General features: G+C 44.8%; 19 protein-coding genes. 8 read left to right on the forward strand and 11 right to left on the reverse strand.

What is annotated here, in order from left to right:
- Positions 1–173 precede the first annotated feature (173 nt).
- Positions 174–746: a malate synthase gene (locus LY387_RS19075; protein WP_042474638.1), complete on the reverse strand. Its 573-nt coding sequence runs from the start codon at positions 744–746 to the stop codon at positions 174–176.
- A gap of 156 nt (positions 747–902) precedes the next feature.
- On the opposite strand from LY387_RS19075, the gene LY387_RS19080 reads away from it, so the two are divergent.
- Positions 903–2,450: a DUF3612 domain-containing protein gene (locus LY387_RS19080; RefSeq protein ID WP_234497415.1), complete on the forward strand. Its 1,548-nt coding sequence runs from the start codon at positions 903–905 to the stop codon at positions 2,448–2,450.
- A gap of 440 nt (positions 2,451–2,890) precedes the next feature.
- Here LY387_RS19080 and LY387_RS19085 read toward each other — a convergent pair whose 3' ends face one another.
- Positions 2,891–3,367, reverse strand: coding sequence for a methylated-DNA--[protein]-cysteine S-methyltransferase (locus LY387_RS19085; protein WP_234497417.1), 477 nt, complete (start codon positions 3,365–3,367; stop codon positions 2,891–2,893).
- Positions 3,367–4,746 (reverse strand): DNA-3-methyladenine glycosylase 2 family protein, encoded by a 1,380-nt coding sequence (locus tag LY387_RS19090; RefSeq protein ID WP_419153469.1) that lies wholly within the window; start codon positions 4,744–4,746, stop codon positions 3,367–3,369. Before LY387_RS19090 ends, LY387_RS19085 begins: the two co-directional genes overlap by 1 nt.
- 245 nt (positions 4,747–4,991) lie before the next feature.
- Between LY387_RS19090 and LY387_RS19095 the strand changes: the two genes are divergently transcribed.
- The 3 genes from LY387_RS19095 (at position 4,992) to LY387_RS19105 (ending at position 7,024) form a co-directional block, all read left to right on the forward strand.
- Positions 4,992–5,387, forward strand: coding sequence for a DUF413 domain-containing protein (locus tag LY387_RS19095; RefSeq protein WP_128648420.1), 396 nt, complete (start codon positions 4,992–4,994; stop codon positions 5,385–5,387).
- A 174-nt stretch (positions 5,388–5,561) separates the two neighbouring features.
- Positions 5,562–6,464, forward strand: a complete 903-nt coding sequence (locus LY387_RS19100; protein WP_234497421.1) for a sensor domain-containing diguanylate cyclase — start codon at positions 5,562–5,564, stop codon at positions 6,462–6,464.
- Between the two features lie 200 nt (positions 6,465–6,664).
- Entirely contained in the window at positions 6,665–7,024 is a 360-nt protein-coding gene (locus tag LY387_RS19105) for an antibiotic biosynthesis monooxygenase family protein (RefSeq protein WP_234497422.1), read from the forward strand.
- A gap of 41 nt (positions 7,025–7,065) precedes the next feature.
- Here the strand turns inward: LY387_RS19105 and LY387_RS19110 are convergent, their stop codons facing one another.
- On the reverse strand, positions 7,066–8,697 hold the full coding sequence (locus LY387_RS19110) for a polysaccharide lyase 6 family protein (protein ID WP_234497424.1): 1,632 nt from the start codon (positions 8,695–8,697) through the stop codon (positions 7,066–7,068).
- A gap of 82 nt (positions 8,698–8,779) precedes the next feature.
- Positions 8,780–10,564 (reverse strand): sodium:solute symporter family protein, encoded by a 1,785-nt coding sequence (locus LY387_RS19115; RefSeq protein WP_234497425.1) that lies wholly within the window; start codon positions 10,562–10,564, stop codon positions 8,780–8,782.
- A 970-nt stretch (positions 10,565–11,534) separates the two neighbouring features.
- On the opposite strand from LY387_RS19115, the gene LY387_RS19120 reads away from it, so the two are divergent.
- From LY387_RS19120 to LY387_RS19130, 3 genes are all read left to right on the forward strand, one after another.
- On the forward strand, positions 11,535–13,451 hold the full coding sequence (locus LY387_RS19120) for a methyl-accepting chemotaxis protein (protein WP_234497427.1): 1,917 nt from the start codon (positions 11,535–11,537) through the stop codon (positions 13,449–13,451).
- A gap of 151 nt (positions 13,452–13,602) precedes the next feature.
- Positions 13,603–14,478 (forward strand): DMT family transporter, encoded by an 876-nt coding sequence (locus LY387_RS19125; RefSeq protein ID WP_234497429.1) that lies wholly within the window; start codon positions 13,603–13,605, stop codon positions 14,476–14,478.
- 113 nt (positions 14,479–14,591) lie between these two features.
- Positions 14,592–15,176, forward strand: a complete 585-nt coding sequence (locus LY387_RS19130) for a TfoX/Sxy family DNA transformation protein (protein ID WP_234497430.1) — start codon at positions 14,592–14,594, stop codon at positions 15,174–15,176.
- Between the two features lie 51 nt (positions 15,177–15,227).
- Here LY387_RS19130 and LY387_RS19135 read toward each other — a convergent pair whose 3' ends face one another.
- From LY387_RS19135 to LY387_RS19150, 4 genes are all read right to left on the reverse strand, one after another.
- Complete coding sequence (locus LY387_RS19135) at positions 15,228–16,256, reverse strand: polysaccharide lyase family 7 protein (RefSeq protein ID WP_234497432.1); 1,029 nt, start codon at positions 16,254–16,256, stop codon at positions 15,228–15,230.
- Between the two features lie 74 nt (positions 16,257–16,330).
- Entirely contained in the window at positions 16,331–17,146 is an 816-nt protein-coding gene (locus LY387_RS19140) for a hypothetical protein (protein WP_234497434.1), read from the reverse strand.
- Positions 17,147–17,180: 34 nt separating this feature from the next.
- On the reverse strand, positions 17,181–18,902 hold the full coding sequence (locus LY387_RS19145) for a hypothetical protein (RefSeq protein ID WP_234497437.1): 1,722 nt from the start codon (positions 18,900–18,902) through the stop codon (positions 17,181–17,183).
- A gap of 65 nt (positions 18,903–18,967) precedes the next feature.
- Positions 18,968–20,527: a polysaccharide lyase 6 family protein gene (locus LY387_RS19150; protein ID WP_234497438.1), complete on the reverse strand. Its 1,560-nt coding sequence runs from the start codon at positions 20,525–20,527 to the stop codon at positions 18,968–18,970.
- Positions 20,528–21,234: 707 nt separating this feature from the next.
- Between LY387_RS19150 and LY387_RS19155 the strand changes: the two genes are divergently transcribed.
- Complete coding sequence (locus LY387_RS19155; RefSeq protein ID WP_128648410.1) at positions 21,235–21,951, forward strand: oligogalacturonate-specific porin KdgM family protein; 717 nt, start codon at positions 21,235–21,237, stop codon at positions 21,949–21,951.
- Positions 21,952–22,011: 60 nt separating this feature from the next.
- On the opposite strand, the gene LY387_RS19160 is transcribed toward LY387_RS19155, so the two are convergent.
- Both LY387_RS19160 and LY387_RS19165 read right to left on the reverse strand, forming a co-directional pair.
- A complete protein-coding gene (locus LY387_RS19160) occupies positions 22,012–22,740 on the reverse strand; it encodes a 3'-5' exonuclease (RefSeq protein ID WP_234497440.1) in 729 nt (242 codons plus the stop codon).
- A gap of 3 nt (positions 22,741–22,743) precedes the next feature.
- Positions 22,744–24,660 carry a DUF294 nucleotidyltransferase-like domain-containing protein gene (locus LY387_RS19165; protein WP_234497442.1) on the reverse strand — a complete coding sequence of 639 codons (1,917 nt, stop codon included), beginning with the start codon at positions 24,658–24,660 and terminating at the stop codon, positions 22,744–22,746.
- Positions 24,661–24,732 lie beyond the last annotated feature (72 nt).

Genomic DNA, 24,732 nt, shown 5'->3' on the forward strand with positions numbered 1-24,732 from the left:
TTATTCTTTTCGGCGGCATAGCAGCTAACACATTGAAACAACACCATGTAAGACTAGCTGAGGAAAAGGATTACGAGAACCAAAACATTCTCAAACTCCATAAAAAAAGCCCCACTATTAAGCGGGGCAACTACCAAAGGAAAATTCGGTAATAACAAATGTGCTAGCGTGAATTAAAATGCGAAGCTGAAACCGAGGTTATAGTCATCACCATTTTTTGCGGTGTATTCTTTGTCTTCACTGCAAGCACGTGGGCGACCTTGACCATCACCTTTTACTAAACTTACCCAGTGACGAATACCTGACGCATGGCAATTTTCCGACTGACCAAAGGTCGTGCAGGTCTCAAGTTGGATATCTTCAATCTCAACCAGTTCAAGATTGCCGGTACCTTTTCGGCGACCAATGGTTACCTCTAGGTGCGTACCACTTTCATCTCGAAGCAAAATCGCTTCTGGTGAGCATTTGTCACCAACAAACGCCACAAAATGCTTAGCACGCTTGAGGCCTGTGTGCTCTCCATTTTTGAAATAAGCCTGAACGTGGCGGTAATCAATCTCATAGCTCACCACATCCTCGTGCGAACCGTTTTCTAGTGGAAACAGCGTATCAAGAAGCTGCTTGGCCATTTTTTGTTTTTCCATTTGTTCATCAGCTTTCACCATTTCGACGGCAAACACGGCTTCAGCGATAAAGGTTGAGTGGTTCTTATGTAGTTCTGTTTTATCGAATGTCAGCATGTTCATAGTGTTTCCCTCTTACAGCTGCTAAGTCCAAATTAGAGTAAAAAACCCAAACGGTTGTTTAAATTTATATGCGTTTTGTGATTTGTATACTTTGTAGACTAGCGTGTTTTTGACTACAATTTCACAACAAAAATTTTACAATGTGAATTTTACAAAATGCCCCTGTCAAAAAGTCTAATCCGCCAATCCCACTTTTTGGGAACCAAGGTCCGTAACTTACGGAAACGTAACCATTTAACGATGGAAGATCTCTCCGCGCGCTGTATTCGAGTCAACCCAGAGTACGCCCCTTCTGTCTCATACCTCTCCATGATCGAGCGAGGAAAGCGTGTCCCAAGTATCGATATGCTCGAGGTCATTGCTGAGGTATTCCAGAAAGATCCAGCTTGGTTCTTAGACAATGAACCTGAGCCCGATGAGATCACTCCCGTAAAAGGAAATCGGGGTGGGATTAGTGGCATGGCACTGGAGCCAAGCTTTTTATTCTCGAATGACATCCTGCAAATAGCCATTCCTGAGATGTTGTCACAAACCGGTATCACCGGACGCCAATTTGCACATCTACTGATTCGTGCCCATCAAGAGAGTTTGCAAAACCACTTTCCGGATTTAGAGCGTGCGGCTGAAGAAGTCGGATTGAAAAGGCTTAACTTATCTGTCGAAGACCTGATAGATATTGCCAATGATCTGGGTCTGAGCGTTCGCTGGGTCAATCGCACACCCAAAGACGTAGTAGATGAGCTTGGTGTTAATGCCAAACAGCTTGTGACTTCTTTCTTCGAGCCTCCGGGCACTATCTACCTAAACGAGATACTCAAAGCGTACCCAACGCGTCTTAAATATGACTTGGCGGTATATATCGGCCATCGTATCTTACACAGTGAAGAGGGACTCAAAAGCGTTCTTAGCGTGGGGCATCAAAACAGTTGGGATGACAGTACCCAGAACCAGTCATCTTCGGCTCTCAACTCACAGGACATTCTTCAAGCATGGCGCGATTTCGAATCGAGTTTCTTTGCGGGCGCACTGCTGTGCCCAAAAGTACCTTTCAGACAGTTACTAGACCGCAGCGGCTATGAAATCGATGTGCACAAACGTGTTGGTGTGTCACCATCGGTCGCAATGCGTCGAATGACCGTTGTATCACCTTATCCGCATTGGCACTACTTCGATGCCTACGGGCCAGGTAAACTCAAAGCCGTCTATCGCGGAAATGGTATTCCGCTTCCGTGGGGAAATATGCGGATGGTTAACGACCCATGTCAACACTGGGCAGTATTCCGCCGCCTATCCGAGCCGCAAAATGGATCATCGGCACAGATCTCCATCTTGAATGTCGGCGATGAACCAAGGATCTACTGCTGCGAGTCGATTAATATGACGGATCCTGCTGGGAACAATCGAGTCTTGTGCGCCGGGATTGACCTTAACCCAGCAATCGACGCCCAAGGCGGCAATGCATTAGAAATTGCTAGCGAGCTTAAGCGATCATGCGTGGAAGGAGGGGGAAGTGTGGCTATTCCTCGTGGTATCAAAAAAGATCTACAAACCGTCGCCAAGATACTCAACATCAATTGGGTTGAGAGGGGAATCGAAGGGGATGCTCGTTTGATTTGTTCTCGCGGAGCGGTATGCCCACGTAAACCTAGTTGTTATGAAGGCTGCCAAGAGGAATCGGAAAGCCCACTAGGGGATATTTTCTAACGGTGTCATTACTTTTCACAAAAAGCTAGGTTGATAGATAGACGACCTGGCTTTTTTATGTTCAAAAAGAAAAAAAGCCAGCCACAAATTGTGTGACTGGCTATATACAAGTGTGAACAATAGAGGTTCACTAACAACGTCAGTTGGCTAGGTGACCCTCGGCTTAAAAAGGGTCGCTTTAATTAATGCAGTATGCGTGCCAACTTTTAAAACGTACAATTTTATTGAATTCGGTCAAATATAGACCGCTTTCAGGGAAATAGCGTTCATATTAATTTTGCAATTTGCGAAACCAGATGCAAATTGCAATTACAGCCATTCCCATACTGAAAATAATGATAAATTACGCACTTCGAAAGTTATACTTGTTTCATATATTAACTATATAACTATCCAGCCATACCTCTGCACAAGGCGGACAAATGATAGGCACATTGCTGTCAAGAGCTAGATGACTCCAATTTTAGTAACTTTAGTTTTCGTTCTACGCCACCAGCATAGCCCGTTAATTTGCCATCCTTGCCAATCACTCGATGGCAAGGTACGACAATAGAAATTGGATTTCTCCCATTTGCCGTTCCGACAGCTCTTACCGCCTTTGGGTTCCCTACTCGATTGGCAAGCTCTTGATAGCTGATCGACTCCCCGTATGGGATACTAGACAGCACTTCCCACACCTTGATTTGAAATTCTGTCCCTTTCGCGGCTAGTGGCAATGAAAACTGCTGACGTGTCCCAGAAAGATACTCCGTCAATTGCGTTGCCGCATCAGATAAAACTGGATGCTCAGGCTGATAGTGACCCAGTTCATTTGGCAAAGTCGTATGTTGTTCAAACCAGATACCTAATAGCCCTTCGTCGCTTGCCTGAATAGTAATAGGGCCCAAGTCGCTTTCTAGTATGGTGTAGTAGTTCATTAATAGTGGCTCCAACAATGTAGGGTGGCATAACTTCCCCAAGGGGAAACGCCTTCCTCACTCATCAATTCATTAGTTTTTAGGTATTTTTTAACAATCAGATCAGAGCTCAAGAATAAGTCTGGCTCTGATTGCCCTCGCATCAGTGCGTAGTTAACGGTCCATGGACCAATTCCCTTGAGCGCTAACCAGTTATTCGGTGAATCATCACAGTGTTCTCGAAGGTGGCTTGCTAAGCGTGCCAGTGTATCTTTACGGCTTTGCGGCATACGTAAAAAGCTCAAATCTGCATTCGACACTACGCCGGGTGTTGGAAAAACCAATTGACCAGACACACGACAATCAAGCGACTCACTAAGCAGGTTTAACTGACCAATTGCCGCTTTTACCGAAACTTGCTGCCCGAGTACCGCACGAACACCCGCTTCCCATGTTGACCATACTCCAGGTAGTCTCAATCCAGAGTGAACGATTAACTCGTGATTGATGCCATTCAGATGTGACTCAACCGCGGTGATGTCAGTATCGAGGTCAAACACCCGTCTGATTGTCGTAAGGAGAGTTGACAGTTTAGTGACATCCTCCATTTCAAATTCAATCTTGACGGTTTGCTTGCCCTCATGATCCGCGAAAATCTTGAACCACGCCAAACTGCCGCTGATCTCCACATATCGCTCATAACTTGTATCAGTCACTTTCTCTATGCCATTGATGGCTCTTTTCTGATAAAAGCTGAGTAGTGATTGCCAGTCATAAGCGCCTCTATACGCCAAATAAACAACGTTTCGCGCTTCTTTACCTGAGCCATGACGACGAAGCTGAGAGGGTGTGAGATTCAGCGTCTTCTTAAAGGCATCATTAAACCGCCTAGTACTATTGAAGCCACAAGCAAAACCGATGTCAGAGATCGATAACATACTATGATGCAATAATTGCTTGGCGAACATAAGCTGATGATATTGAGCATATTTTTTCGGCGAAACACCCAGATGTGTTTTAAAGAGCTGGCGGAGATAGCGGCTACTAATACCAAGCCTATCGCTGAGTTCCTCGCAGCTTGATTGGCTCAATGCACCTTGCTCTATCAAGGTTAATGCGCGTCGAAAACTTGTCTCAGCGCCTAGCCAGGCCCAAGAGTTTGGCGCACTTTCTGGACGACACCTCAAACAAGGCCTGTAACCGGCTTCGAGTGCCATATGAGCGTTAGTGAAGTACTCCACATTTTGCTCTTTGGGTGGATTTGCCGGGCAGATTGGGCGACAGAAAATGCCTGTTGTTTTGACCGCAACAAAGAAGACACCATCAAATCGTGAATCTCTAGAGAGTCTTGCACTTTGATACTGCTCATTGGTCATCGAGGCTCGATTCAACACCAAAATACACATCCTTATTTTCTATTGATGCCAACAGTGTAAACCAAGTAACTCTATAAACTAGCCATTTTCGGAACTAAATGGTGCAAGAAAACCTTCACGGATTGGTCATCTAACCTTCAAATTAACACGTAAAAGTAACGTCCTAACAGACACTTAAATTTTTCATCGATTAAAATTTAACCAACAGACAAAGCTCTGTCTATACTGTGGCAGAGTTCGATGATAAACGTCATTTTATGAGGGTGACTATGCAAAATGTAGATTTTCGTCTTGGGAAGAAACCGTTCTACGACAACAAACGATTTCGACGTGGATTTGCAAAATCCGGAGACTTTACCATTGCTGAAGAGGAGATCCTGATTCGCTTCGGGGACACAATGAACTTGTTAGAACTGGGAGAACTCTCTCCAGAAACTGACGAAGAACGTCACTTTTTACAGGTTCTATCCGATGAAAAACAAGCGGAAAATAAGCTAGAAAAGACGTGGGTCAAGTATATCCACCTCGCAAGGGACAGGAAAAAGTTTCATACGTTGAATGGTAAAAAAGCAGCGGCAGAACCCGCTGATGCTAACATTGACTATGACGACAACGACGATATTGGAGACGATATTGTTGATGACGACTCAACGTCAGATGATTAATATCAGGGCAGTGCGGATACGTACTGCCTTTCTAAACTTATAAAGTTACAGCAAAAATTAGAGTAAGAGCTCATTTTTGCCAGTTCAAGCCTCTCCTTTTCATAGTTGCCGTATCACTCGCCGTTGTATCAGTCTAATCTTTTAACTAATAGGATTAACAATACAAGGAAAGCCATGCCCACAACACTGGAAGAGGTATACCAAGTTCTCTCTTGCCTTCCCGACCCTGTTTTCATTCTCAGTGAAGATGGCGACTACGTCGATATTTTAGGGGGCACCGACTCTCAGTCATATCACGATGGCTCTGTGTTAGTAGGACAGTCATTGCATGAGGTACTTCCTAAGGACAAAGCTGACTGGTTTATCAGTCAGATCGTTTTCGCGCTCGATCATAATGAAGTTATCACTGTCGAATACGATTTAGGTGCCTCCGATGTTGACGGGCTGGATGAGGCGTCAGGTCCATCAGGAACGCTTAGATTCGAAGGTAAGATCTCTCCCCTCTCCTTTACAAGAAATGGACGAAGAGTTGTATGCTGGTTAACCCGAAATATCTCTACTCGATACCACCTCGAAAAAAGGCTGCGACGGCAAAGCGAGACAGACTCACTGACTCATATCGCCAACCGGCGTTTCTTTTTTGACACCTTGAAGTCAACCTTAACCAGCAAATCGCCAAGCTCGTTGATTCTTTTCGACATTGATTACTTCAAAAACGTCAATGATACCCACGGTCACCTAGCTGGTGACTTAGTATTAAAACAAGTAGCTAAACGAGTGAATGCTATCATCCGCCCAGAAGATACGTTTGCGCGGGTCGGTGGAGAGGAATTTGCCGTATTACTCCCTAGATTAGATCGTGAGGCTGTATCATTGGTTGCAGAGCGACTACGAGAGGCTATTGACAGTGACCCATTTCTATTTGAGGGTCAACAGATTCATGTCACAGCGAGTTTTGGGGTCACTAGGACTGTCGATAGTGACCAAGATACGAGTGTCTTCTCTCGAGTAGACACCGCTCTCTATCAAGCAAAACTGCAAGGTCGAAATCAAGTCGTCTACATGGAGCACTGTTGAATAGAAAGTTGGAGACCGAGGTAAAGGCGTGCTCTTGATAACGCCCCAACTCATCCACCGATTCAAGATAGGTCATCGCCATCCAAAAGTGAAACTAACGTTGAACTGCAATAATATATTACAAAGTCAGTTGCATATACAATTGATATGCAACTAATTTTCCATATCATTCCTTTCGAAAATAACAAAAGGAAAATGATATGAATATTAAAAAGCCTATTAGCCTACTCGCCGCAGCTTCACTTTCATTCGCTGCAAATGCTCAAGTCGTTCTAATCAACCCATTTACGGTTCCTGAAGGTCATGTGGAAGAAACTCTGGTGTTTTGGGAAACGGCACGTGATTTTTTGCAAGAGGAAGATGGATATGTGTCCACGAATCTTCACAAGGCACTTAGCGAAGGTGCGACGTTTGAGTTTATCAATGTTGCCATTTGGGAAAGTGAAGACAGTTTCAAAAAAGCGACCGGTAATATGCAAGCCTATTTCAAAGAGAATGGCATCAAAGCACCAGAAGGTGTAAAAAATGATCCTGCACTGTATCAAGTGATCAGAAACTAGTAAAAAAGCCGCCACTTTTGAAGTGGCGGCTTTTTTGTTCGCTAGTCGATTAGCTTTTTGCTGTTTACTAACTCATAGCTAGGTCCAGCGGTATCTGCCGTCACAAGCTCCAGCTTCTCTGTATCTGCACCCGCGCCTTGATACTGGTTAAAGCCGTTAGTTACCGTCATTTCTGGTAGTTCAAGTGAATAGCTGCTTAGCTGGTCTTTACCCACTAACGTTTGAGTGTAGAACTCATTCTCGTAGGTCGCATTCACAAGCGGGAAGTCTTCTGTCGCACGTACGCTTACGAACTCAGGATTCTTTGAGTTATCAACAACATTGTTTTTGAAGTTGATATCAACGCCAGCAAAGATATTTTCAACTTCATCGTTGTTAAACAGACTTACGCGGTGCGTTTGGTTACCGTAAACCATGCCCCACTCTGTATCGACAAACGTATTGTTTTCAATATCGATGTTTTTAGGTGTCCATTGCTTGTTGAGCTCTTTGCCCTTCACAGACTGGTCTAGCTGTTCACCATTTTTAACGTCGATGATTCCCGTGTTAATCACAACAGCACCGCGTAGGTCAGCATTACCCTCGATCAAGCCATCACGACCACGAGTGTTAGCGATGTAGTTGTTGCGGATCACATGGTCTTCATCATAGATACGAATACCACCCGTTAGTAGCTTCTCGTTACCTAGGATAATATTGCTCTCAACCTTGTTGCCTTTGCCGTGACGCAAAGAGATTAGTGCAGCGCTTTCAAAGATAGTATTGCCTGAAATCTCGTTATCACCCGACTTGATCGAGATAAGCTCACGCTCACCATCCATATCTACAAGCAGGTTGTTGATAAACTTAGAGCTTGAATCCCATTGAGACGCTTTTGAATCACCAATTCGAATCGCTTCCCAGCTGTTACCGTTGTAACGAACCGCTTCTTTGATCGCTAACTCATTAAACTGGTTTTGCTTCTGATCAACAAAGATGTTGTTCGCAATCAGGTGGTTGTCAGGAGTCTCATCTTTTTGAACACCGATGAGTGTGCCGCGCTTTTGCTTACCTTCGAAACGGTTGTTGATCACCTTGCCATCTTTACCCCATAGAGAAACCCACAGGTACTTCGGATACTCAGAGCGACGCTCATCAGGCTCGTATGTATAATCGTGGTTAAAGTAGTAGAAGGTCGAGTTTTGCAGTGTATTGCCATTACCCATCATGCGAACGCCACCAAAACGCTCTGCAGGACCACCTTCAGTAAATACTAGGCTATCAAGCGTAATATCATTACCCGTCAGTTCAAACTGAACTAAACCGGTCAGCCACACCTTGCCTTCTGTCTCTGGCTTGATTGTCACACCGTTTGCTTTTACTAGCATGTGACCAAGGTTGCGGTACTTACCGTCTGCGATGGTGATGGTTTCACCGTCTTTGGCATTTTCGATCTGAGCTTTAAGTGCTTCAACTTGCTCAGCAGACACTTCGGTAAGCTCTGCACCATCTACTTTGACCAAACGGTCACTTGAAAGTAGGTAATCGCGCGTCACTTCATTAAATGCAACGGTTTCAGCTGCAACAGAGGCTTCTTGCGATTGAGCGTCGGTATTTGAGTTTGCACCACAGCCAACCAGGACTGCAGACGAGAAAATTGCTGTCAGGGACAGCGCAATAGCTTTCTTTTTCATAACGAATATATCTATCTCAATGGAACAGGAATAGAGGGAGAAAAAGCGGCCAAAGTGGCCGCTTAATTTAAAGTAAATATGATTACGCGTTGTTCGTTACTGCTTCCGCATCTTCTTGCTCAACAGACTCATCGACTGCTTTCACAAGTAGAAGACCAACAGCAAGTACAATCACACCACACAGTACGAAGATCATGCGTCCCCATAGTGGGTTAGGTAGAAGGAACATCGCCATCACACCAACACCCGCACAAGCAATTAGAGAACCAAGCATGCGACGCTGTTTGTTATCTAGCTTCTTCTGCTCTGTAGACTCAGCTACTAGAGGTGTTGCTAGATTGTTGAAGAACTTGTCTACATCTTGCTGACGCTCTTCAGATAGTGGCTTGTAGAACAGTGTTGTTAGGCAGAAGAAACCTGCTGTGAACACTAGGTGGCCAATCAGACCGATAGCAACTTTCAAGTCAGACCATTCACGACCTGTTAGCGGCTCTAGGTTGAACCAGTTAGCAACCATTTCTGCGTTGATAACAAAACCTACGTAGTAAGAAACAACCGCACCAACCACTAGTGTGCCCCAACCTGCCCAGTCTGGAGTCTTCTTGATGAAGAAGCCACAGAATGCTGGAATGGTCATTGGGAAGCCAATTAGCGCGCCTACATACATCATGGTGTCGAATAGGCTTAGACCTTTAAGCGAGTTGATAAATAGTGCAACTAGGATAATCGCAATACCAAAGAAGGTAGACGTTAGCTTAGAAACAATAACGAGCTCTTTCTCTGTTGCATTAGGACGTACGATTGGCTCGTAGAAGTTCTTAACGAAGATGCCCGAGTTACGGTTTAGACCAGAGTCCATAGAAGACATCGTTGCTGCGAACATCGCTGCGATTAGTAGACCAACCATACCTGCTGGCATGAATTCTTGTACGAAGTACAGGTAAGCAAAATCGCCCGCCTTAGAACCTGCGTCTGGGTAGTGAGCAGCAAGATCAACACCTTGACCAGCGATGAACCAAGAAGGCATGAACCAAATTAGTGGGCCCATAGTCATCAGGATACAAGCTAGAAGTGCTGCTTTCTTCGCGTTCTTTGAGTCTTTCGCCGCAAGGTAACGGTAAGAGTTCAGCATGTTGTTAGTAATAGAGAACTGCTTGAAGAAGATAAAGAATGCCCAGATACCGAAGATGCTTAGGTAGTTCAGGTTGTTACCAGATACAAAAGACGCGCCTTCTTGAGTTGGGAAGTTATTGATGATTTCACCAACACCACCACCTTGAACAATAGCAACGACAGCACAAGTTACGGTTACCGCCATGATGATAACCATCTGCATGAAGTCAGATGCGATTACCGCCCATGAGCCGCCTGTAACTGACATCACTAGTACAACAAGACCTGTCAAAACAATCGTCGTTGTCATGTCGAAGCCAAAAATACCGGATGCAATGATCGCTAGGCCATTTAGCCAGATACCTGCAGAAATCACGCTGTTTGGCATGCCAGACCAAGTAAACACTTGCTCGTTGAACTTACCAAAGCGCATACGAATTGCTTCGATAACAGTTACAACACGTAGCTGACGGAACTTCGGCGCGAAGTAAAGGTAGTTCATAAGGTAGCCGAATGCGTTCGCTAGGAAGATGACTGCAACGGCGAAGCCGTCAGCATAAGCTTTACCTGCAGCACCGGTAAACGTCCACGCACTAAACTGCGTCATAAACGCCGTAGCACCAACCATCCACCAAAGCATACTGCCGCCCCCGCGGAAGTAGTCACTGGTCGTGCTTGTAAATGTTCTAAACATCCATCCTATTGCGATTAGAAACAGGAAGTAGATGCCAACAATGGTAGTATTGAGATCCATCTTGAAACCTTTTGATGAGTTATTGGGTTATCTTCACTATACCCTCGCCCCTTTCTTTTTGTAGTACAATATAATTATTGCGTGACCTAGATCGTTAATTGTTACACCGATATTGTATTACTTATGATCCGCCTCATATTTTTAATCCTAATGAGATCAACGTCACAAAAACCCATGCTAACTCGCTAATTTTTCTCAATATATAAGATTTTCAGTGGGTTACTAACTAAGAGAACAGTAAAAGACTTGGTAGGAAAGACTGAATGACAAAAGTGGTTATTGTCAGACATAAAAAAAGACCCTCGCACCACCTGTAATAATGCGAGGGTTAAAACGACATTAGGAGATCCATAGTTAAAGGGGGTGACGCCCACTTCAACTCCGGGGGTAAGTGAACATTGCTCAATCGACAATGTTCTAGTTCTTATCAAGTAGGTTTGGTAATTACCTCTATCGCTTGGGGTCGAACGAGATAATGGGGGCGTTAAGCCGCATTTTGCGACTCAACAGATTCTTGAGACACACTGTGCTCTCGAACGCCATTAATCTTAATGTATTACAAATAAGATTAATGAGACATAGATCAAGTTTTGGGGATATTCATATTATTCAGATAGCTGACAAATGACATGACATACCAAACAATCTTCATAAATTACTGTTTTGTAGAGCAATTAAGCTCACATTACTGTTCAAAACATCGTTATAACTCTGAGAATTATTTTAGTTATGAGTTGGGTCACAGAACCAAACAGTACATTTATCGTACCTTTATTGTATTACATAACAGTCGCTAAATGTTCGTTCTGCATGACCCTTCTCGATGAAATGTCAGGCGGGACGCCTGATAGTGGCAATCCTTTCAGCAAACCTAAGCTCTGAACAAACAAAAGCTTTGAGCAAACAGAAGCTTTGATCGAGCCCGGTCTGCTGCGATCAGAATAAATGGAACACGGAGTATTATTCTGCGATGGACAGATTCAACATGGGCTTTAAGTCCAAACTCATATTAGCCCTGACCACCACAACAGCTATCTCGCTTTTAGCCACCAGCTACTTCTCCCACTCTATGCTCAGCGAGCAGGTCAATCAGCGGATATTGTCGGACATCGACCACTCGCTCACCATAGAAGTGAACGAACTTGAAAACACGGTGCAAAGAACCATTGATACTGTCAACGCCGTCGCTCAAGAGTATCAAACCAACAATAACCAAGGCATTCCTAGTGAAAAGTTGATGCATATGGCCTATCGTTTTGGCGGTATCGACAAAATGGTGATTGGGTTTGACGACGGCTCCTCTTTTACCTCACGTCCGTCTGAGTCATTTCCTGATGGTGTCGGTATCAAGAGTAAGTACAATCCAACTGAGCGCCCCTGGTATCAAGATGCGAAGAGACAGAGTGGTTTGTCTTTAAGTGACGTGTTCTTTACCAAGAGCGACCAGACCCCAATGATCGGTGTCATGTACTCATTGGGTAACGGTGTCATCATGGCAGATATCCGATTCAACGATGTTCAGCAAAAACTTATAGAGCTTGAAACCATCAGCAATGCGACCGCCTTTGTTATCGATGATAAAGGTATGGTTATTGCCTCAACATTAGAAGGTGTAGAACCTCAGCGCCGCGTTCAAGACTCAGTTATTGCTGCCGACGTAACGAGTATCATCCGCCAGCCAGAGCAGTTTTCTGAACTTAAACTGGCAGGTCAAGATTTACTGGCTATTTCGAAGCCAATTGAGCTTGGCAATCAGACCACATGGCAGATGGTGGTCGCTCTAGACAAGTCCTTAGCTCTGTCAGAGCTAGATAGCGCCAGCCAAAAATCGATGATGATTATTGTTATGGCGCTACTGGCAGCCCTGGCAATCGTCGTACTGGTGCTGAATAAACTCTATCAACCTATCGTATCACTCAAAGCGATCATTGAAGATCTCGCCAAAGGGAATGGCGATCTAACACAAAGGCTTGACGTCCGTTCAAGCGATGACCTTGGTAAGATTGCTGAGGGCATCAACCGATTTATCGACGGATTGCAGACCATGCTTAAAGAAGTACAAACCTCGACCCGAGATTTGGGCACAAAAACGCAACTCATCGAGTCTAGCTGCCAAGACACCCACACAACACTCGATACCCATACTAACGAGACAACTCAGATAGTCACTGCCATTGATGAACTATCTCACTCGTCGGTTGAAGTAGAAAAACACTCGCGAAGTGCGGCAGATGCCGCACAAACAGCGTCTGGTCTGAGCAACGAAACCAAAGTCATCAATACCTCCACTCAGCAGCACATTGCCGATTTGGAGCAACAAATAACGGCAACCTCAAGCGACATCTCACAGATGGCCCTTGAGACACAGAGTATCCAATCTATCGTCAATGTGATTGGTGGGATCGCTGAACAAACCAACCTGTTGGCACTCAATGCCTCTATCGAGGCGGCACGTGCCGGTGAACATGGTCGAGGATTCGCTGTCGTTGCAGATGAAGTTCGCGCACTCGCTAACCGAACTCAAGTCAGTACTTCAGAGATAGAAGCAGCGCTGACTAAACTTCAAGAGCAATCTGACAGCTTAGTTCAGTCAATTGAGCAAACCAAACACAACTGTGAGGGAACACGTCAGCAAGTCGATCAGTCGATGGAAATGCTCGAAACTCTCGATCAACAAATCGAGACCATCAGCCGCTTTAACGACGAAATCTCAACCTCTTCCAGTGAGCAAAACACAGTGATTCAAAGCGTGAATCGTAACATTCACCGAATCAACGACATCGTCAACGAGCTCAATCAGCTCAGCGACAAGCAAGTTGGAGAGTCTCAAGAGGTGATTGCACTTAACAGCAATGTCGTAGAGTTAGTAGGACGCTTTAAAGTTTAATCGCGCTATCTACACTGCCCCTAGAACAACCTACCTGCCCTCTGTTTTTTGACAACAATAGAGGGCACTTTTTTGCCTATAAAAAAAGCAAGCTTTTCAACAAAACCTAGGTTATTATCCGCGCCCTAGTTTTGTATTACAAATATTCTCAATGTCCAAACACGCGAATCAAGCTATTCTATTGTTGGTACTTGCCAACCTACTCGCCTCCTTTTCAGACGTATCGCTAAAAGTGCTCAACGGTGAGGTGCCTACCTTTCAGTATGTGTTTATCAGGCAAGTACTTAGCGTACTTTTGCTATTTCCCGTTTGGATACGTTTGCCACGTCAAACTCGTATGGATGGTTGCGGTTCTATCGCTTTTTTACGTGCTCAGTTTATCCTTGGTGGCAGTGCTTGTGCGATGGTAGCCATCACTCACCTAACACTCGCGACAGCAAATGCGATGTTTTACGTGGGCCCTATTCTTATGATTCCACTCGCCATGACGCTGCTAAAAGAGAGACCAACCAAGGATAAGGTCATCGCGACGTTGATCGGCTTCAGCGGCGTCGTGGTGGTACTTAGACCTGAGCATTTCCATTGGGCAGCCATTGCCGGACTGGGAAGCGCATTAGCGATGGGGGTAAGCAACATACTGGTGAAAAGACTCCCCGCTGAGCAGCATATCGTCTCGACGCTGTTTTGGACCGGGGTGATGACCCTTCCGGTTGCCCTCATTTTAGCAGTGCAGCAGTGGCAACCCCTCAACCTCGTCCAGCTCGGATGGATAATGGCGATCAACCTGTTTGTATTGGGCTATCATGCGTTGATCGTTATCGCCTATAAAAAGGCACCAGCCAATCAGATCGCACTTGCTGAATATTCAGGTCTTGTGTTTGTTACTCTATTTGGCGTGATCTGGTTTGATGAAATACCTGACGTTCTAACATTTATTGGGATTCTATTAATCGTATTGCCTATGATGCCAATCAACTGGAAAAAACGCTACAGCCCCTCGAAAGAAGCCATTAACATTTCGAATTAATTCAGATCACAGAGTGGTGATATAACTTCGCCACTCTTAATATTTATCATCTATCTACGGGTTATTATTGATATAATCATCACTGAAAATAACAACTCATGGATGAATGATAGATGTCACAATATACAATCTCTTCTATCCTACCAAAATTAAAACATTCAAATCTATTTGGAGAACTTACATCAAAATCTATGTTTGGTGGTTTTGGTATTTTCTCTGATGGGAATATCTTTGCTTTAATTAGTAAAGGCAAAGTATTTCTACGTATTCCAGAAACTAACGTTGCTGAGATTCCAATAGAGCAAAGATTCAGCTACGAGAAACAAGGGCAAATCGTCACTACACGCTATCAGAGCTTTGAACCTGATAGTGACGAGCAGCTTGTAAAAGATTGCCGAACAGCTTTAGATCAGGCAGTGCAAGAAAAAGAGCAGCAGCAAAACAATGATGTAGTTCGTATAAAAGACCTGCCGAACATGAAGTACACCACAGAACGGATGCTCGCCAAAGCAGGTATCAAGACCATCGGTCTGCTGCGTGTTCGAGGCGCAGTGGGCGCATACCGAGCGCTAGCCAAGTGCCATAACAATGTTAGTGAGCAATTACTTTGGCAGATTGAAGGAGCACTGACAGGCATGCATTGGATGGTTATTCCAGATAAGCGTAAGAAAGAACTGCTCGCAAAAGTGAGGCGCTAATTAAAAAGAAGGTCGATACATTTACATATATCGGCCTTCTTATTTGAGGTATTAGTTTGATGTGTGGCTGATTTCCACCTCAGAGAAGCTTACCTCGAACAGCTCGCCCGCGTACTTCTCATCAGGTCTAAATTGAGGGTAGATCCCCGCCTTAAAGTAATACGCCACGTCTGCGTCTGCCCAGCCCTCAGCTAGTGTAACAGTGCCATTATTGGTGTCATGGTACTCCTCTCCCCAAGCAAGTGCGTGTTGCTTAACATTGCTACCGTCTGTATCTGAAGTTCTCATCACAATGCCGTTACCATCCACTGTTATCTCGTAGTTCCAATCCATGTTGGCAGGATAGGTGCCAAGGTTAACGCTAAACGACCAATCCTTACATTCCGGATACTTCGACGTGCCCTCTTCGCAGCTTTGATTATTCTTATAGAAGTCTTTGTTGAGTATCGCTCGAACCGGTTTTGATGGACCATCCCATTGAATCTTTACTAATGCCTGCTTAATCTTCCAGCCGTGAACCTGTCCAACGATGACTTTAGGCTCTTGTCCGGAGATATTTGGGTACTCATCAACGCTTACCGTAGACTTTAAGGTGTGGCTTTGAGTATTAGTCGCCTTATCATCGATAAACCAGCTTGTGTTGCTTGAGCTGGTACTGCACGTTCCAATACGTTGAGCGTTAAATAGCTCTCTTAACTCAGAGCGTATGTAATTGGAATTAGCCGTTGTGGTTCCAAATCCCATGTTGGCCCGAAACACCATTCTCTCGTCTTCAACTTCAAAGAAAGTGACGTCATGCGGTTTGTGATAGATCACCGAATCGTTACTCAGCACGTCTTTGCTCGATACACAGTGTTGAGGCTCTAGTTCAGCCGCACTCGTACCACCACTGCCGTACCAATCATCTTTACTAGCAGGAATAGTTATTTTCCATTGGTCGATATCCCAGGCGTATTCACCTTCATTTGGTGGAGAGCCCTCTTCTGGTGGAATAGTACCGCCTGATGAGGAATCACTATTACAGCCAGTCATCAGCAGAGAGCCCAGCATTAAGCTTAATAATTTTGTTCTATTTTCCATACTTCTATTCACAAAAAAGAGCGCAACGAGTAGGTCTAGTTCCTCGCTGCGCTCCTATCTTATTTACCTAATTTTTAGAAACGATATTTGTAGCCAAACTCGATGGCGTTATCGCGCTTGCCATACCAATCGTACGCACTGTTTGCATGGCTATCTTTAAGCAGTTTTTGCTTTAGCTTAAACTTGCCATAAAATGCATGGGCGCGCGCTTCTGGTAGACGGTACTCGGCGCTAAACTCGTTCTCCATCGCAAAGCGTTCGTTGTTGTCGTAAACGTGTTGCTCGACACCACTGCTATTCTCGAACGAAGAGACTTTTTGTAGGAAAATCGCATCCCAAACGAAGGTCCAGCTGTTCCAACGATAGGTTAACCACAAGTCGTAACGCATCTCTTTATTGAGGTCTTCACGGTCGCTACCCGGCTTAAGGTTGCCACTGCTGTCATAGCTATCTAGACGCAAGCGATCGATGTTTTGTGAGTAACGTGCACGTACTTTCGCATCGAAGTTACGTGTAAAGCGGTAACCATAGAAAGCACCGACACGCACGTTTCTTGCTGTCTCTTTCAACTGATAATCCAGTACCGGACCTGCTTGGTGCTCATTACGATCACCCCAACGATGACGGTAGTCGGTTTTGAACGTCAGCTCATACTGCTCTGGCGCGTAGCCTGTCTCGTACTTATCTTTGCTGCGGTCATACTGCCAAACTTGCTCAAAGCCAAATTTAAAGCCGTTATCCATACGATGGCCGAACTCGAACTTAGGACGGTCGGTACGGCCATCGAGTAATTTATGTTCCCATTTAACGGTAATCGTGCTGTCGGCTGCGAATGCAGCGCCAGAAGACATCGCAAATACACCAGCTGCTAGGGCTAATTTCTTCATCATAATATTCTCTATATAAATTCTTGTTATTTTCGAATTATCTTAAGTTGAACGTATTATCCGTTCTTACATCGCCATTCTCACTGGTTACCGCATCATCGGTAGCAAAAATAGAAACGACGCGGTCTTTACCTGACCCTGCTGCTGCAGATAGGTCCTGATAGTAGCCTTCAAAATGGTTGCCTTGAATATATACATTGCAGTTATCAGCTGTTTGATTCCCACCTGAAGAATTACCTATTTTAATTGCGGCAGTTTCTTTATCGCCACTATCATCAATAGTGAAGTTATTATTCTCTAAACGGATTCCACGTCTATTTGCTGCTTTATTACACGGTGTATAAAAGGCGTTATTCTGAATATTAGATTTAAGGTTTACAAAATCACTATTCGAAAGATGGACATGACCAGCTGAATATACCCAGCTAGATTTTTTGTAAAGACCATCTTCGGTAATCGCACTTGAATCGAAGTAAAGGTTATCTAGTATAACTGGTGCATTTTCGTCAGATGCTGCCTCTTCAATGGTGATAGCGCCACGGCGACCATCGCTGTCTTCAGTACTACACTCCGCACCAATCGCGCTGTTATTAAAGTTAACGCCAATGACAGAAGCACCTGGCGCCGTGACTGTAATACAAGCACTACCGCTTATAGTCGCAGCATCTCCACCATCCAGCGTCACTGCTTTGTTCAATGCAATAATGCCACTTGAGTAATCGCCATCCGCTTTAAGAGTAATCACATCACCCGCACTCGCAGCCGCGATTGCCTCATTGAGAGCCTGAACGTCATTATCAGGCTCCGTCGGAGGTGGCGAACCTACATCGGTATAGGTGTTACCTGAAATGATGTTGGTACCTGTTGTATCACCGTCGATAACCGCAGCGATAGTATCTTCCTGCGCCGTTTCTTCGATAGCAAAGCCAGCAAAGCTGTTGTTGGTGATCTTCGCTGCACACTGCTTGCCGTCAAATTGCCCTGCGACTACCCCAGGGATATTTGCCGAATCAGCAACCAAAGCGACCGTATTGTTGTCAAAGGTCGGGTTTCCAAGTCTCGCGCTGCCACCATTGATTTTGTTACTACCACAGTTCAGATAAAGGATACCTGTTGCGGTATTGGCTACCGTTTTATTACTAAACTCGCTCTCCGATACATTGACCAAACCGCGAGAGTAGATCCACGCTGTCGGTGCGCTTGTCGACTCTGCAAAGCTTGCACCATCGAACGTTAGGTTTTTCAAGTAAACCGGAGTGTTACCATCGCCGACTTTACCAATATTAATGATAGAGCGAGATGTATCTTCCGTACCACAAGTCGAAAGCTCTACGCCCTGGAACTTAATGTTATGCAGCGTAATACCTGTGGTACCTTTTAGAATTTGGTCAGCGCTTGTTGGAACATCGATACAAGTTGCACCACTAATCACTGCTTGATTTTCACCATCTTCGCTGAGGTCACCATCAACAGTGACCGATGTTAGCGTGAGAGGCTTTTCAAGAATCACTGTCCCCATTGAGGCATAGTCACCGCCTTCTTTGAGGCCGATGATTTCGCCCTCTTTCGCCGCAGCAATTGCAGTAACAAGCTCAGCAGCGTTTTCAACAATAACATCAACACCTTCAATCGGTGGATTGCCACCACCTGGCTCTTCTGGAGTTTCACCACCAGGAGGCTCATCATAAAAGTTACAGCCAGAAAGGGTCCCTGCAGTTAACGCCACTGCAATTAGCGTAGATAAAGTCTTAAGCTTCATATTGTAAATTCTCTTGGGTTAAGAGGCCCAAGGCGAGCCTCTAAAATAGTAGGGATTACTGAGAGTTATTTGGTGATACGGTAGCTAGCACCAGTGTCATTCATGGTGAGTACAGTCAGGTTACGAGCACCGCCTTCAAAGTTGGTTGCTTCTAGCAAGCCATTCTCTGCTGGGGCAAACTTAGGGTCGCGATACAACACACCTTCCCATGGAAGTTCAGTACCTGTCACTGGACCAAAGTAGATGTCATTGTCGTAAGTTGGATTCACAAGCGCGGCAATAGAGTCGTTACCTTTCAGCGCAAGGCTATTTGATACGCCTGCGTAAGAGATGTTGTTTCTAAAGGTCACGTCTGTGCCGGCAAAAACCGTAGTCACTTTTGAGTTATCGTAAAGGCTCACGCGGTGACGCTTATCTGAGTAAAGGAAGTTCTGACGCGAATCGATGATTGAGTTATTTTCAATCGTCACATTGTATGGCGTCGCTTGTTTATTGAGCTCTTTGCCCTTGACGTCTTGCGACAATGTCTCGCCGTTAGCAACATCTGTAATACCTGTGTTGATCGCAATGCCACCACGCACATCACCGGTACCCATTACGCGCTCGATGTAGTTGTTACGAATCACGTGACCAGCATCGTAGAGACGAATACCACCGCTGAAGCGCTTGCCGTTACCAAGGATAACGTTGTTCTCAACCGTGTTATTTACACCGTGACGCAAAGAGATCATGGATGCGTTATCAATAAGTGTATTGTTACGTACCACGTTGCCCGCTGACTTAAGTGAAATTAGCTCTGTCTCACCATCACTCTGCAAGAATAGATTACCTTCAATGGTCGTCTCTGATGGGTAAATTGAACTCTTTGAATCACCCAGACGAATTGCTTCCCAACTATTTGAGTTATAGCGTTTCGCTTCTGCTATATCGAACTCGTTATATTGGTTATGTTTCTGGTTATAGAACAGATTGCCCTTGATCAAGTGGTGATCGGCGGTTTCATCGCCTTTAGCTTTCTGTACACCAATCAAGGTGCCACGCTTGTGTTTGCCTTCAAACGTGTTGTTCACAAGCTGGTTGTTCTTACCATACATAGCAATCCAAAGTGTTTTTGGATACTCAGAACGTCGATCGTCTGGCTCATACGCATAGCGGTCATTGAAGTAGTAGAACGTTGAGTTCACCAATTGGTTGTCATTACCACGGAAGATAATGCCACCCATACGCTCTGCCGGGCCACCATCGGTAAAGACTACACCTTCCAACTTGATATTGTTGCCACGTAGATTGATTTGAACCAAACCTGTTAGCCAGGCTTTACCCGCTTCTTCGGCTTTAATCGTCACGTTACTGGCAGTGATATCGAACTGGCCAAGGTTCTCATATTGTCCAACAGGGATGATCAGTTCATCGCCATCTTTCAGATTGAGTAGCTGACTCTTTAAGCCTTCTGCATCACCTTGTGGGATCTCGCTGGCTGCAATAAAAGGTTTGGTATTGGTTGCAAGTAGCGTTTCGGTATCTAAACCACGCTCTGCAGCAGAAGTCACTTCACTTGACCCAGTCGAGCTACATCCAGCCATAGTTGCCGCTGCTATCATCAATGCCACAAGATTCTTTTTCATCTAAAACTCCTCATTTGTATGATGATATTTTTTATTATTTTTTTAGCTACGACTGTGACATCAGACATAATTCCATTTATGAAATATATATTTACATCCATGGATATCATTTAGAGTGATGCGTTAGCATTTTTAAGTTATTGATTTAATTACATCAGACAAGGGAAAATGGAAAATAGATCACATTTTATAATTTTTTGGGAACGTTGAATTAGATCACATGAAGTGCAATGGAAGTAGAATGATAAGTTCGTGCTACTTAGAATTTTTTGTCCTACATATTTATGAAATTGTTAAATCGATGCTATCAAGCATTAGCATTTACTGTACGGGCGACGTTAATGATAATTGGCCTAATCGAGCTTGATTGAAAACTATTATCACCTAAAAGCTCAATCTCTAAGCTATTGCCTCTGAAGCTAGGAGACCGTCACTGGCACGCGAATTTGGTTTTGTAGTATAAATAGTCCTAAAACCTTCATTATGTACATCACATTTCTATCCATAAAGGCAATCGAGCATCTCACAACCAATCAGAAAAAATAGCCATTAAAATAAGTAGCTTAACGAAAAACCACGTTTTCTCCCATTCTAAAGAGACCTAAAACCCACCGTACTTGGCGATCTAAGTCACATAAAAATGGCATTTATAACAGTAATATATTTGTCATACATTATCACAAACAAATAAACCTTAAGGGCTATAGATGAGCACTCTAAACAAAGTAACAGTGGCATTAGTTTCTGTGTTCGCAACGGCAGCAGTAACCGCTGCTTCTCTCGACTTACGTCAAGAATATAAGCATGACGATGGTAGCTACGCTAGCCGCGTTAAAATCGGTTCAAGCGTTGGTAACCACTACTTCGGCGTTGAAGCTAAGCAAAAAGGCAAGCCTTTCTCTGACCTAGAGGCTGGAGACAACGAATTCGAGTACGGCTATAACTTTAACCTAGACGAACATTGGCGCATCCAAACTTCTATGCCTATCACTTTCGGTGGCGGTCAAACCACTTATAAGCCTCAAGTTCGTGTTCAATACAAATTCGATAGCGGTCTAACGGCTAAAATGCGCTACCGCCACGAGTTCCGCAACTACGCTGGCGATAGAACAGCGACAGGCCGTGATGGCGATGAGCACGGTTCACTAAACCGCAGCAAACTAACGGCTAACCTAGATTACAACTGGAACAACTGGCAGTTTGGCGCTGAAGCAAACTATGCAGAAGATGTGTTCAACAAAGACTGGCGCATGGGTACCAACGAGCGCTACGAGTGGGATTACAACTTCAAGATTGGCTACAAAGAGTCTGATTGGGCGTGGAGACCATATGTTGAGTTTGGTAACGTTCAATGTACTAGTAGCGATGTATGTGACTCAGGTCGTCAGCTACGTAGCCGTGTCGGTGTAACGTACAGCTTCTAAGAAGCACTTTGGGAACAGATCGAAAGAGGCGCTGAAATCAGCGCCTCTTTTTTTGTTTCATTACTGGCTCAAGCGATAGAGTTTGCCTATGCTAGGGTGCCCTTTGTTATACAGTCGGTTGGATTGCGCTAAGAAAAGCTCCGCAGTTGCGATAGCATCTATTAATGCCTCATGACCGTTGTACTCAGGCAGTCCATATCGCTCTCGAGTTTCCGACAATCGAACATCAATATCCGCTTCTTTATTCACCGCGACCGCCATTGCTTTCTCCATGGCTAAAGTGTCTAGCCACATCACAGGTAAACCATTGATGCCATACTTTTCGTGCAGATATTCATTCACGAACTCAGATTCAATCATGGCACCATGCGCAATCAATACCTTGTTTTTCGCCGCTTCAAACAGCTGCCACATTGCGCTGTCCAGTGAAACGCCATTTTGCAGCATCTCTGGCACAATATGGTTGATGATAGCGGTCTCTGCTTTGACTTTATCTGGTGTTTCGATAAACAGCTGTCTGGCAGTGTGAACATTGATGGTCAAGTTACTCACTTCAACCCACCCCATACTTAGAATGCTGTTACCTTTGGCGTCGATGCCCGTGGTTTCAAAATCGACCACTAGATACTGCAACGCGCTAGAGTCCGTATCCATATCCGGCGCAGACTCACTCAGAATCGACAACACTTCTTTAGGCACTGAGTTATCGCCAAGATATTTCTCACGCTCTTTTAGGTAATGGTTGTACACGTGAAACTGGTTCATCACCTGTTTGAGTATGCCTACCATCGATTACATTCTCCCAGCAAAGCGGACTTTTGCTGCCTCTTGCAGTGACGAGATAATTCTAAATGCATCTTTTAGATTACCACGTTCGAAACTACCAAATGAGTCCGGATTGATATGGTTATCCGGCTCTTCTCCTTTTTTAAGCGCTTCGAGCTGATGATGTTGTCTAAACATCAGAATATATTGATAGGTGTTAAGAATATTCTTGTAAGCATCTTCGCTCAACATGCCACGCTCATTGGCTCGGGTAAAACGCTCTTCAGTATTAGAAGAGTCACACTCAACTGCAAGCCCATAGATACGTGCCAAATCAATAATTAGGTTGATGGCGTACTTCTTAATATCAAGCGTCTTCTTGTTCTCACCGGTCTTCTCTAATACCAGTTTGTTGAATACACCAAGCGGAGGCTGAGTATTAATTGCATCACGAGTCAAAATACCGAGGAATTCGCGGTTGGCACGGATGTTGGCGTGGAGTTCATCGCGCAGAATCTCTGCGTAACTCGCCTCACCGTAAACACAGCGAATCTCCAAGAACACACTGATGTTGAGAAGGCGTTCGTATTCTGGGTTAGCGACCCATTTCTTGTAGTAGTGTTTCCAAGTCGACAACGGTTGACACCACTTTGGCGTAGCAGCCATAAACTTACCTGGACACAACGGATAACCGCATGCAGCAAGACCATTAGCGACATACTGCGACAAATGGCGGAAATAAACTTTGTCGCTCTCTGTTGCATCATCACTGAGCACCAGTGCATTATCTTGGTCTGATAACATGTGCACTTCATTTCGAGCATGAGAGCCCGCCACTATCCAAGAGAACCTACACGGCGGCTCACCAAGCTTATCGATAGCAATCTGAATAAGCCTACGATTGTATGCATCCATGATCATCGACATCACACGTCCGATGATATCTGGTGCTACGTTGCCATCAACCAAGGCTTCAAAAATGGCTTGGCGCTCTGTAGTAAAGCTCGCTAAAGAGCGGACACTATTTGCGTATTTAATCTTTTCAATCAGGAAGATAGCCTGCATTCGGTGATTTTGAACCAGATGAGAAGTGGTCAGCAATCCTACTACCTTGCCCTCTGATACAACAGGCAGACCACGGACATTGTGCTGCATCATAAGCGAAGCCGCGTGTAAAACCAGATCATCTGGGCTGACGGTCAGAGGCGCCGTCGTCATGACCTCTTTGATCGGCGCGCTTGGATCATACCCTTCGGCGATCACTCGTTTAGTCATATCTCGATCGGTAATGATCCCCACCAGTTTGCCGTCATCACAGATCACCGCGGTCGATGAACGCTTTACAATCCGCATCTCATGAGCCACATCTTTAATGGATGTCGAGGCATCAACAATGGCAATCACACCACTGGCAACATCCGATACCTTTTTGATGAACAGCCCTTTCTCTTTGTTCGACCATACGACGTCCAGGGCTGACTTTAAGCGGATTTGAGCCTGTGAGGCGAAGTGTTCTGCATACTCAGGATTGGTTTTGAAAATTCTCTCAAGCGTCGCGTGCGGAATTAGGTACAGAAGGGTATTTTCCATCGCCACCGCATGATAACCGCTCTCAGACGTTACGTTATCGTCTAGAAAGGTAAAACCAAATAGGTCTTCAGAGCCTAATCGAGCACGCAGAACTCCATCAGCTTGGCGTTGCTCCATGGAGCCGGTACGAATTACATAGAGGTATTTGTGCTTTTTGCCTTCACCCTCAATGTTAGGCTGTGAGTCATCCACCGGGCCTACCTGTTCACCGCAGGGATCGATCGTATCCCCCTTACCCAAATAGGTAATTTTGATCTCTGAGGCGACTTCCCGAACTAACTCTTTCGGAAGCTTATCAAAGGGATCAATATTACAGAGAAACTGGGTAATATTGGGTAGCAAGGCGTTCGGCATAACGGGCTCCAATGGATTTATTTTGTATTATTATATCAACACATTTTGGTGTTTGACCTAGTGAAAACAAAA

This window comes from Vibrio maritimus, assembly GCF_021441885.1.
Taxonomy (GTDB): Bacteria; Pseudomonadota; Gammaproteobacteria; order Enterobacterales; family Vibrionaceae; genus Vibrio; species Vibrio maritimus_B.